10 protein-coding genes and 2 rRNA genes are annotated in these 11,625 nt (G+C 69.7%); all 12 read left to right on the top strand.

All coding sequences use genetic code 11. From position 1 onward, the window contains the following. A 23S ribosomal RNA gene (locus tag ACFYOY_RS25880) occupies positions 1-93 on the top strand; the annotation flags it as partial. A 94-nt stretch (positions 94-187) separates the two neighbouring features. After that, a 5S ribosomal RNA gene (gene rrf / locus ACFYOY_RS25875) occupies positions 188-304 on the top strand. A gap of 147 nt (positions 305-451) precedes the next feature. Beyond that, on the top strand, positions 452-1,060 hold the full coding sequence (locus ACFYOY_RS25870; protein ID WP_014058691.1) for a CDP-alcohol phosphatidyltransferase family protein: 609 nt from the start codon (positions 452-454) through the stop codon (positions 1,058-1,060). Between the two features lie 113 nt (positions 1,061-1,173). Further along, entirely contained in the window at positions 1,174-3,669 is a 2,496-nt protein-coding gene (locus ACFYOY_RS25865; protein WP_351888660.1) for a mannose-1-phosphate guanyltransferase, read from the top strand. 117 nt (positions 3,670-3,786) lie between these two features. Further along, positions 3,787-4,713: a DUF881 domain-containing protein gene (locus ACFYOY_RS25860; RefSeq protein WP_351888657.1), complete on the top strand. Its 927-nt coding sequence runs from the start codon at positions 3,787-3,789 to the stop codon at positions 4,711-4,713. Further along, positions 4,710-5,042 carry a small basic family protein gene (locus tag ACFYOY_RS25855; RefSeq protein WP_069873690.1) on the top strand — a complete coding sequence of 111 codons (333 nt, stop codon included), beginning with the start codon at positions 4,710-4,712 and terminating at the stop codon, positions 5,040-5,042. The genes ACFYOY_RS25860 and ACFYOY_RS25855 overlap by 4 nt, the downstream gene beginning before the upstream one ends. A gap of 680 nt (positions 5,043-5,722) precedes the next feature. Beyond that, positions 5,723-6,511 (top strand): DUF881 domain-containing protein, encoded by a 789-nt coding sequence (locus tag ACFYOY_RS25850; protein ID WP_351888716.1) that lies wholly within the window; start codon positions 5,723-5,725, stop codon positions 6,509-6,511. Positions 6,512-6,641: 130 nt separating this feature from the next. Further along, positions 6,642-7,469 (top strand): FHA domain-containing protein, encoded by an 828-nt coding sequence (locus ACFYOY_RS25845; RefSeq protein ID WP_351888654.1) that lies wholly within the window; start codon positions 6,642-6,644, stop codon positions 7,467-7,469. A 17-nt stretch (positions 7,470-7,486) separates the two neighbouring features. Beyond that, a complete protein-coding gene (locus ACFYOY_RS25840; protein WP_388589862.1) occupies positions 7,487-8,239 on the top strand; it encodes a MerR family transcriptional regulator in 753 nt (250 codons plus the stop codon). Between the two features lie 52 nt (positions 8,240-8,291). Further along, the gene (locus tag ACFYOY_RS25835; protein WP_014058684.1) at positions 8,292-8,765 is read left to right on the top strand and encodes a bifunctional nuclease family protein; all 474 of its coding nucleotides are present in this window, start codon (positions 8,292-8,294) and stop codon (positions 8,763-8,765) included. A gap of 167 nt (positions 8,766-8,932) precedes the next feature. Then, complete coding sequence (locus tag ACFYOY_RS25830; RefSeq protein ID WP_388589859.1) at positions 8,933-9,559, top strand: MerR family transcriptional regulator; 627 nt, start codon at positions 8,933-8,935, stop codon at positions 9,557-9,559. Between the two features lie 126 nt (positions 9,560-9,685). Then, positions 9,686-11,625: DNA polymerase IV (locus tag ACFYOY_RS25825; protein WP_388589856.1), on the top strand; the 1,940-nt coding region annotated here is incomplete at its 3' end.

Raw genomic sequence — 11,625 nt, 5'->3', positions numbered from 1 at the left:
GGCTCCCAGTAGACGACTGGGTTGATAGGCCAGATATGGAAGCCGGGTAACTGGTGGAGTTGACTGGTACTAATAGGCCGAGGGCTTGTCCTCAGGTGCTCGCGTCCACTGTGTTGGTTCTGAAGCAATGAACCGTATGAACCCCCTTTTTTGTTTGGGGTGTGGTTCCGGTTCAGTTTCATAGTGTTTCGGTGGTCATAGCGTTAGGGAAACGCCCGGTTACATTTCGAACCCGGAAGCTAAGCCTTTCAGCGCCGATGGTACTGCAGGGGGGACCCTGTGGGAGAGTAGGACACCGCCGAACAATTCTTCAAAAAGACCCCGATGGGAATCCAGTTCCCTCGGGGTCTTTTTTATGTCCATGCCCGGTACGCCCCGGTGCGGGACCCATGCGGGCCTACCGGTAGAGTCATGGGGCATCATCGGCCTGTTTCTCACGGGAGGCTCCCGGGTGGAGGTACAGGAGACACGAGTTCAGACGGACCGTGTGCTCACCATCCCGAACATCCTCAGCGCTGCGCGCCTCGTCGGCGTGCCGCTTTTCCTGTGGCTGATCCTCCGGCCCGAGTTCGGCGGGCCCAACAGCGACGGCTGGGCACTGTTGGTGCTGGCGTTCAGCGGTGTCAGTGACTATCTCGACGGGAAGCTGGCCCGGCGCTGGAACCAGATCAGCAGCCTCGGCCGGCTTCTCGACCCGGCAGCCGACCGGCTCTACATACTGTCCACGCTTGTCGGTCTCACCTGGCGCGAGATCCTGCCCCTCTGGCTGACCGCGGTCCTTCTCGCTCGAGAGCTGGTCCTGCTGGTGATGGTGGGCATCCTCAGGCGCCACGGCTATCCGCCGCCCCAGGTGAACTTCCTCGGCAAGGCGGCGACCTTCAACCTGATGTATGCCTTCCCCTTGCTCCTTCTGAGTGAGGGAAGTGGCTGGCTTCACACGACCGCCGCAATTTTCGGATGGGCGTTCGCTGGATGGGGTACAACACTCTATTGGTGGGCAGGAGTCCTCTACGTGGTTCAGGTCCGCCGACTTGTCAGGGCGGACACCGCGGCCGACTGAGCTCCCCGTAGCGGCGTCCATAGAGGCCGGGGCCCGTAGCGCGGTAAGTGTAAGGGCCATCGGGCGTGCGCGGTCGGCATGACCGTCGTCTCTTCAAGGAGGACGCTTCCGATATGAAGGCCGTCGTGATGGCAGGGGGCGAGGGAACTCGTCTGCGCCCGATGACCTCGACCATGCCCAAACCGCTGCTGCCCGTGGCCAACCGGCCGATCATGGAGCATGTGCTGCGGCTGCTCAAGCGGCATGGGCTCAGCGAGACCGTGGTGACAGTCCAGTTCCTCGCGTCCCTGGTGAAGAACTACTTCGGTGACGGCGAGGAGCTCGGCATGGAGCTCACGTACGCGAATGAGGAGAAGCCACTCGGCACCGCCGGTAGCGTAAAAAACGCGGAGGAAGCGCTCAAGGATGACACCTTCCTTGTGATCTCGGGTGATGCCCTGACGGATTTCGACCTTACGGATCTGATCAATTTCCATAAGGAAAACGGAGCCCTTGTCACCGTCTGTCTGACGCGCGTCCCCAATCCCCTCGAGTTCGGTATCACCATCGTGGACGAGGGGGGGAAGGTGGAGCGTTTCCTGGAGAAGCCCACCTGGGGTCAGGTCTTCTCCGATACGGTCAACACCGGCATCTATGTCATGGAGCCGGAGGTCTTCGACTATGTCGAGCCCGATGTTCCGGTCGACTGGTCCGGCGATGTCTTCCCCCAGCTGATGAAGGAAGGCAAGCCCATCTTCGGGTATGTCGCCGAGGGCTACTGGGAGGACGTGGGCACCCATGAGAGCTATGTGAAGGCCCAGGCCGACGTTCTCGAGGGCAAGGTCGACGTCGAACTCGACGGATTCGAGATCTCGCCCGGCGTATGGGTCGCCGAAGGGGCGGATGTGGATCCGGAGGCCGTGCTCCGCGGTCCGCTCTACATCGGCGACTACGCCAAGGTGGAGGCCGGTACCGAGATCCGTGAGCACACCGTCGTCGGCTCCAATGTCGTGGTGAAGAGCGGCGCCTTTCTTCACAAGGCGGTGGTGCACGACAACGTGTACGTCGGCCAGCAGAGCAATCTGCGCGGCTGTGTCATCGGCAAGAACACCGACATCATGCGGGCCGCCCGGATCGAGGACGGGGCCGTCATCGGTGATGAGTGCCTGATCGGCGAGGAATCGATCGTCCAGGGCAATGTCCGGGTGTATCCGTTCAAGACCATCGAGGCGGGCGCGTTCGTCAACACCTCGGTGATCTGGGAGTCGCGGGGGCAGGCCCATCTGTTCGGCGCCCGCGGCGTCTCCGGCATCCTCAATGTGGAGATCACCCCGGAGCTCGCGGTGCGGCTCGCCGGAGCGTATGCGACGACCCTCAAGAAGGGCTCCACGGTCACCACCGCGCGTGACCACTCCAGGGGCGCGCGGGCGCTCAAACGGGCGATGATCTCCGCCCTGCAGACCAGCGCCATCGACGTACGGGACCTGGAGAACGTACCGCTGCCGGTGGCCCGGCAGCAGACCGCGCGCGGCAGTGCCGGCGGCTTCATGATCCGGACCTCGCCCGGGGTGCCGGACTCGGTGGACATCATGTTCTTCGACGAGCGGGGCGCCGATCTGTCCGCGGCCGGTCAGCGGAAGCTGGACCGGGTGTACGCCCGCCAGGAGTACCGCCGGGCCTTCCCGGGCGAGATCGGTGACCTCAGCTTCCCGTCGAGTGTCTTCGACTCGTACACGGGCTCGCTGCTGCGCGCCGTGGACATCAGCGGGATCGCCGAATCCGGTCTCAAGGTCGTCGTGGACGCCGCCAACGGAAGCGCCGGGCTGGTGCTCCCCAGCCTGCTGGGACGGCTCGGGGTGGACGCGCTGACCATCAACCCCGGCCTGAACGAGGCGCGTCCGACGGAGACCGCCGATGCCCGCCGGTCGGGGCTGGCCCGGCTCGGCGAGATCGTCGCCTCGGCGCGTGCGGCGTTCGGAGTGCGGTTCGACCCGGTCGGTGAGCGGTTCTCGCTCGTCGACGAGCGGGGCCGCATCGTGGAGGACGATCGGACGCTGCTGGTGATGCTGGACCTGGTGGCCGCGGAGCGGCGCAGCGGGCGGGTCGCGCTTCCGGTGACCACGACCCGTATCGCCGAGCAGGTGGCGGCGTATCACGGCACTCAGGTGGAGTGGACGACCACCGCGGCGGACGATCTGACCCGGGTCGCCCGGTCGGAGACCACCATCTTCGGCGGTGACGGGCGCGGCGGATTCATCATCCCCGAGTTCAGCAGCGTCTTCGACGGTACGGCCGCCTTCGTCCGGCTGATCGGGCTGGTGGCGCGCACTCAGCTGACGCTGAGCCAGATCGATGCGCGGATTCCGCGGGCGCATGTCCAGCGGCGCGATCTGGCCACCCCCTGGGCGGTCAAGGGCCTGGTCATGCGGCATGTGGTGGAGGCCGCGGGCGACCGTTCCGTGGACACCACCGACGGGGTGCGGGTCGTCGAGGCCGACGGGCGGTGGGTCATGGTGCTGCCCGACCCGGCCGAGGCGGTCACCCATCTGTGGGCGGAGGGCCCGGACGACGCGTCCGCGCAGGCCCTGCTGGACGAGTGGTCGAGCGTCGTGGACAGCGCGGGGCGCTGAATCCCGAGGCCGTCTCCGCACGTCTGAGCGCGTGGGGGCGCCGCCCCGAGGTCCCCGATCCGGCACGCCGGAGGGGCCATTCGGTGGCGGCGGCCCCCACGTGCGACGATGTGCGGCATGTCGCAGCAGCCCCCCGTTCGGAGCACAGCATCGCCGCGCCCTCGCCCGCGCCTCGACGCGTCCATGTCGCTGCTGACCAATGTGATGGACCACAGCCTCGACGACGGTTACGCCGAGGCCGCCGCGCGGCGCGGTGAGACCGGCCGCTCGGGTCTGCCGCGCACCATGCGGGCCAAACTGGGGCTGGCTCTCGGCCTTGTCCTGGTCGCGGTGGTCATCACCGTCGGCGCCGCCGAGGCGCGGATATCGGCGCCCACGCTGGCCAAGGAGCGGGGAGAACTGATCGACCGTATCGAGACGGGGAACTCGAACGCGGACGCACTCGCCAGGAGCGTGGACAAGCTCCGTGGCGAGGTCGGGGAGAAGCAGCGGCAGGCACTGGAGAAGCACGGCGGAGCCAAGGCCGACCTGGTGGCGCTGCTCTCGGGGGCCAACGAAGTGACGGGCCCCGGGGTGAAGCTGGTGGTCGACGACGCCAAGGGTGCGGCCGGCGGCGGCGGGGGACCACGGGAGAGCGCCGACTTCTCCGATACCGGCCGGGTGCGCGACCACGACATGCAGCGCGTCGTCAACGGCCTGTGGGAGTCGGGCGCGGAGGCCATCTCGATCAACGGACAGCGGCTGACGGCGCTCTCGGCGATCAGGGCCGCGGGAGACGCCATACTGGTCGACAACAAGCCGCTGGCGCCGCCGTATACGGTGCTCGCGGTGGGGGACGGGCAGCGGCTGAGCACCGCTTTCCAGAACAGCGCGGACGGCCAGTATCTGCATGTGCTGCAGCAGAACTATGACATCCGCACGAGCATTTCCGCCCAGGACTCGCTCCGGCTTCCGGCCGCGCCGAGCCTGATCGTACGCACCGCGGAACCGATAGCCGGTGGCTCCGGCAAGGGTGACGCCGACACAGGGAAGGGCACATCGTGATCGCCGTATTGGGGCTCATCGTGGGAGTCGTGGTCGGACTTGTGGTCCGACCCGTGGTGCCGACGATGGTCGAGCCCTATCTGCCGATCGCCGTCGTGGCGGCACTCGACGCGGTCTTCGGGGGCTTCCGGGCGATGCTGGACGGGATCTTCGACGACAAGGTCTTCGTCGTATCGTTCCTGTCCAATGTGGTGGTGGCCGCACTGATCGTCTTCCTCGGTGACAAGCTGGGCGTCGGTGCCCAGCTGTCGACGGGAGTCGTGGTGGTGCTCGGTATCCGGATCTTCTCCAACGCGGCCGCGATCCGCCGCCATGTCTTCCGGGCGTGAGGCCGATGACGACCGACGGCACCCCTGAGAAGCCCGAGCGGCCGGAGTCGGCCGAAAACCGACGGCCGGCCGAAACACCGCGACAGTCGGCTGAAACGCCGCGACTGGCCGAGAGGGACGAGAAGCCCGAGAAGCCCGAGCCGCCAGCGAAGGCCGGAAAGACCGAACCGGCCGCTGAGCAGCCGCCGCGGTCGCCCGAGCCGCCGCGACGGCCGGAGACGGCCGAGAAGCCCGCGCCCTCTGGGGAGCCGCGCGAGCGGGCGCGGCCGGAGCGGCCGTCGGCGGCCGAAACGCCGCGGCCGGGCGCCCCGTCGCCCGCCCGGAAGCCCGAGCACCGTGACGTACGGGAGCAGCCGGGCAGGCCCGCCACGCCTCCGCCGGGTGAGTCGGGCAGGCCCGCCACGCCCCCGCGGGGTGAGTCGGGCAGGCCCGCCACGCCCCCGCGGGGTGAGTCGGGCAGGCCCGCCACGCCCCCGCGACGTGAGCCGGGCAGGCCCGCCGGGCCGCCGCCGGGCGGTCTCAAGGACGTCGCTCTCCGGACGCCCCTGCCCAAGGCCGTGCTGCCCGAGGCCCTGCCGCCGCAGGCCCAGGGCCGGCCCGTCAAGGCAGGCGGTACGCCCACACCGCCCGCCGAGGGCACCAGGCCCCCCAGCGGGCCCAGGAGCGGCCCCGGAGAGCGTGTGGGGCCCGCCCCCGGCCCCGGAGCCGGGCAGGGCGGCCGTGGAGCCGAGAAGGGGGCGAAAGAGGCCCTGTCCGGCCGCCAGCGGCTGCTGAAGGGCGTATGGCCGCCACGGCTGACCCGTGCGCAGCTGATCGTCGCCCTGCTGCTCTTCGGCCTCGGCCTGGGCCTCGCCATCCAGGTGCGCTCGACCAACGAGAACAGCGTGCTGCGCGGCGCCCGGCAGGAGGACCTGGTCCGGATCCTCGACGAGCTGGACTCCCGCACCCAGCGGCTCCAGGACGAGAAGCGCCGACTGGAGAACCAGCGCACCGAGCTGGAGAACAGCTCGGACCAGGCCGAGGAGGCCCGCAAGCAGACGCTCCAGAAGGAGCAGCAGCTGGGCGTGCTCGCGGGTACGGTGGCAGCACAGGGTCCCGGCATCACGATCACCATCGACGACTCCCGGGGCTCCGTGGAGTCGGACATGCTGCTCGACACGGTGCAGGAGCTGCGCGCGGCGGGCGCCGAGGCGATCCAGATCGGCAAGGTGCGGGTGGTCGCCGGCACCTACTTCGCGGACAGCGGTGGCGCGATCCAGATCGATGGACAGAAAGTGACGCAACCGTATGTTGTGAAGGTGATCGGCAAGCCGGAGGATCTGGAGCCGGCGCTGAACATCCCCGGCGGGGTGGTGCAGAGCCTGGAGAAGGAGCAGGCCACTGTGTCCGTGCGGCGGGAGAAGAAGATCGTTGTGGATGCCTTGCGATCGGCGAAGCGGCCTGACTACGCTCGGTCGTCATCACGGTGAGGCGGTTCGAAATGAGGGTCTCTCGGGGAGACCATGTGGACGCGGGGGGTCAACGCACCAGAAGATCCGCGCGTGGTGGAAACTGTCTGGTGGTCACGGACGTTGTGAGGATGTCCGGACCGTCTGGTGTGTGCATCGAGGGTTTGTCCTGCCCCACGGGCGGGTCTGTTTCAGTCAAGGGGAATCGCCCGTGAAGTTGTTCGGGAAGTTGTTCGGCAAGAGTGCCCGCCAGGATGGCGGCAGCAGCACCGCTCGCCACCGCGCCTCGCGTGCCGCGGAGGAGAGTGGAGGGGGGACCGAGGAGCGCCCGCTGTTCCGGGACCAGGTCGGCTCCCAGGGCGAGTCTGTTGACCCCTCCGCGACCGGCCCCATAGGTTTCCAGGAGCCATCGGCCGCTCACAGTGGTGGAGGGTTCGGCTTGCCTGTCTGTCAGCGGTGCGGCCACCGGAACGCGGAGGCCAGCCGGTTCTGTTCCAATTGCGGCGCCCCGCTGAGGGGCGGCGCGCCCTCCGAGCGTGCCTCGGAGACCACCTCCACCATTTCGATCTCGGGTCTCGAGGCGTACGACTCCGAGGTGACCGGGCAGACGCCGCTGCCGTCGCTCAGCCCGGAGGCGCAGGCCGCCGTCGAGGCGCTGCCGATGGGATCGGCGCTGCTGGTGGTCCGTCGCGGGCCGAACTCGGGCAGCCGCTTCCTGCTGGACAGTGATGTCACCACGGCGGGCCGTCACCCGCAGAGCGACATCTTCCTGGACGATGTGACGGTCTCCCGCCGCCATGTGGAGTTCCGGCGCGGCCAGGACGGCAGCTTCACCGTCGCGGACGTCGGCAGCCTCAACGGGACGTACCTCAATCGGGAGCAGATCGACGCGCCGGTGGTGCTGGCCAGCGGCGATGAGGTGCAGATCGGTAAGTACCGGCTGGTCTTCTACCCGAGCCAGCGGGGCGTCGGCATCTGACCCGTCAGGGGAGGTCCATGCTTCAGACACCGTCGGGCGGTGCCGGTACCGGCACCGCCCCCACGGGCAGCCGGTCGATGAGCATCGGCACCGTGCTGAATCTGTTGCGGGACGAGTTCCCCGAGGTCACCATCTCCAAGATCCGCTTCTTGGAGTCGGAAGGTCTGGTCGAGCCGCGGCGGACGCCCTCCGGCTATCGCCAATTCAGCCGGCGGGATGTGGAGCGACTCGGCCATATCCTCCGGATGCAGCGTGACCACTACCTGCCGCTCAAGGTCATCCGGGAGCATCTGGACGCCCTGGAGCGGGGCGAGCCGTTGCAGCTTCCTGCCGTTTCGCAGGGAGCGCGGCAGTCCGGTGTGCTCGACGGCGGTACCGGGGCGGCCGCGGACGGCCCCACGGCCGCCCGGCTGGGCCGTGCTGAGCTGCTGGCAACGGCCGAGGTCAGCGAGGTGCAGCTGGCCGAATGGGAGTCGTACGGGCTGCTGGCGCCGACCGCGGACGGCGGGTACGACATCGAGGCGGTGACCGTCGCCCGGCTCATCGCCGAACTCGGTCGTTTCGGCCTGGAACCACGTCATCTGCGAATCATGAAAGCCTCCGCCGAGCGCGAGGCCGGAATGGTCGAGCAGGTGGTCGCTCCGCTGCGGTTGCATAGAAACCCGCAGACCAGAGCGCATGCGGAGGCCAGTGTGCGGGAGCTTGCCACGCTCTCCGTACAGCTGCACGCGGCCCTGGTGCGGTCGGCTCTGAGGGTCCAGGAGCGGTGATCGACCGGGCCCCGACTATCCAAACCGGCCGGGCACGTCCTAGGGTTGCTGTGTGAACGAGCTCGACGTCGTGGGTGTCCGGGTGGAAATGCCCTCCAACCAACCGATCGTGCTCCTGCGTGAAGTGGGAGGCGACCGGTACCTCCCCATCTGGATCGGACCAGGTGAGGCGACCGCGATCGCCTTCGCTCAGCAGGGCATGGCTCCGGCGCGCCCGCTGACCCATGACCTTTTCAAAGACGTACTCGAGGCGGTCGGCCAGCAGCTCACGGAGGTCCGGATCACGGATCTGCGCGAGGGGGTCTTCTACGCGGAGCTGGTCTTCGCCAGCGGCGTGGAGGTCAGCGCTCGGCCGTCCGACGCCATAGCGCTCGCGCTGCGCACCGGAACGCCGATCTACGGCAGCGACGGCGTGCTGGACGACGCGGGTATCGCGATCCCGGACGAGCAGGAGGACGAGGTGGAGAAGTTCCGCGAGTTCCTCGACCAGATCTCGCCCGAGGACTTCGGAACCAGCAGCCAGTGAACGGTATGCCGGTCCTCGCTCGCGCATTCGAGTAGCCTTTCCCGGACGAGGGACACGGGAAACCACCCTTAGGGTGATTATCACTCGGCGTGCCGAGTGTGGCGATCGTTGACGCACCCCGGGTGACTGCCTACCTTCAAGATGGCAGGTCGAGGACGGAGGTCGGCGTGAGAAGCACCGGCGACGGCACGGCAGCCGGCGGTCCGTATACGCTCCAAGGGAGCGCACCGGCCGATCCGGCGTTGAAGGCTCGGGTCGCGGCACAGGCAGCACCGCCGCGTGAGCCCGCCGCGGGGGAGATGGAGCGGGTCGGATACCGCGGACCCACCGCGTGCGCGGCCGCGGGCATCACCTACCGCCAGCTCGACTACTGGGCCCGCACCGGGCTGGTGGAGCCGAGCGTCCGGCCCGCGTACGGCTCGGGCAGCCAGCGGCTCTACAGCTTCCGGGACGTGGTCGTCCTCAAGATCGTGAAGCGGCTGCTGGATACCGGCGTATCGCTGCAGAACATCCGGGCGGCGGTGACCCATCTGCGCGCCCGGGAGCTCGACGACCTGGCCCAGATGACGCTGATGAGCGACGGCGCGACCGTCTACGAGTGCACCTCGCCCGATGAGGTCGTGGACCTTCTCCAGGGCGGTCAGGGCGTCTTCGGGATCGCCGTGGGCGTCGTCTGGCGGGATGTCGAGAGCGCGCTGTCCCAGCTGCACGGCGAGCGAGTGGACACCGGTGAGACGCTGATCCGGCCCAACCCCACCGATGAGCTCGCGGCGCGTCGCAACAGGGCCGGTTGAGCGCTCGCCCTTGCGTCAAGCACCTTTCGTCAGGCGCCGCCCGGGACGCGAGCGGAGCGGCGTCCCGGGCCCGCCTCCGGGCCGTCGTGGCGCCCATTGTCAGTGGTGTGCGGCAGCATCGTAGGTGTGAGGGGTGCGCCGACGATTCTCCATCTGGACATGGATGCCTTCTACGCCTCGGCGGAGCAGGCATCCAAGCCCAGCCTGCGCGGTAAGCCGGTGATCGTGGGGGGCCTGGGGCCGCGTGGCGTGGTTGCCACGGCCTCCTACGAGGCGCGGGTGTTCGGGGTGCACTCGGCCATGGCGATGGCCCAGGCCCGCCGCCTGTGTCCGAACGCGGCGTTCCTCATCCCCCGCTTCACCCTCTATCGCACGGTGAGCGACGTGGTCATGGCGCTCCTGCACACGCTCTCGCCCTTGGTGGAGCCGCTCAGCCTGGACGAGGCGTTCGTCGATCTGGAGGCGGGCGGCACCGAGCCCACCGTCGGGGCGGCGCGCGCCGTGGGGGAGCGGCTGCGGACCGACATCAAGGCGGTCACCGGGCTGACCGGCTCGGTGGGTCTCGCCGGATCCAAGATGCTCGCCAAGATCGCTTCGGAGCAGGCCAAGCCCGACGGGCTGGTGGTCATCGACCCGGGGACGGAGCGCGAGCTGCTCGGCCCCATGTCGGTGCGGACGCTCCCGGGCGTCGGCCCCGCCACGGCGGAGACGCTGCGCCGGGCCGGGATCCACACCGTGGCCGAGACGCGGGAGGCGGGCGAGGCCGAGCTGGTGCGGCTCCTGGGCCGGGCTCACGGCGCGTCGCTGTTCCTGATGGCCGAGGGCCGGGACGAGCGGCCCGTCGTCGCCGAGCGGGACGCCAAGTCCATCTCGGTGGAGGACACCTTCGACGTCGACCTCACCGACCGCACCCGGGTGCAGTTGGAGATCGCGCGGCTCGCCGACCGCTGTGTGCGGCGGCTGCGCGAGGCGGGCCGCTCGGGGCGCACGGTCGTGATCAAGGTGCGGCGGTACGACTTCTCCACGTTGACCCGCTCGGAGACCCTGCGCGGGCCGACCGACGACCCGGGGGTGGTGCGGGAGGCCGCGGCGCGGCTGATCGACGGCGTGGACACCACGGCGGGTGTGCGGCTGCTGGGGGTCGGGGTCAGTGGTCTGGCGGACTACACCCAGGAGGATCTCTTCGCGCAGGCGGCGCAGGCGGCGCAGGCGGCGCAGGCCGCGCAGGCCGCGCAGGCGGCCCACGAGGCCCTGGGGGATGCGCGGCGCGCCCCGGGCTCCGAGGGGCCGGAGCCTGTGGGAGAGGGCGCGGGAGAGGCTTCTGAGGGCGCTGGGAAGCCGCGGCGCTGGCTGCCGGGCTCCGATGTGCGGCACGCCGAGTACGGGGCGGGCTGGGTGCAGGGGAGCGGGGTGGGCCGGGTGACCGTGCGCTTCGAGGAGCCATGGTCACTGCCGGGGCGGGTGCGGACGTTCGCTGTGGACGACCCGGCGCTGGAGCCGACCGAACCGCTACCGCTGCTGCGACCGGACGAGGACGGGACCCCGGGCTTCGACGCGGTCCCGGAGGAGGCCGCGAACCCGCACGCGGACGGGACTCCGGACGTGGCCCCGGGCCCGCACGCAGATCTGGCTCCGTACCCGGACGCGAGCCTGACCGCGGAGGAGGACGCAGGCCCGGTCCCGGAGGAGGCCGCGAGTCCGGGCCCGGACGTGGCCTGGGAGGCGGTTACGAACCCGGACCTGGGCCCGCAGAAGGTCCCGGAGGACGCAGCGTGCCCGGGCCCCGATGTGGCCCGGGAGGCGGTCACGGACCCGGACTCGGTCTCGGAGGAGGTTGCGGGCCCGGGCTCGGTGGAGGCCGCGGGTCCGCCCCTCGACGTGGCCCCGGAGGCGGCTTCGGGCCTCGCCCCGGACGGGGCCACGGGCCGGGAGGGGACCACGGGCCTGAACCCGGCGGAGCGCATAGCCCCGGGCCCAGAGCAGACCGAGGTCCCGGATGACCTGGCTCCGGGACCGGACGGCCCGGCAGCGGGCGCGGATGGCCTGGCCCCGGGACCGGGTAGCGG

The organism is Streptomyces sp. NPDC007875 (assembly GCF_042868035.1).
Lineage (GTDB): Bacteria > Actinomycetota > Actinomycetes > Streptomycetales > Streptomycetaceae > Streptomyces > Streptomyces antimycoticus.
This window is presented reverse-complemented; position numbering and strand designations above follow the sequence as displayed.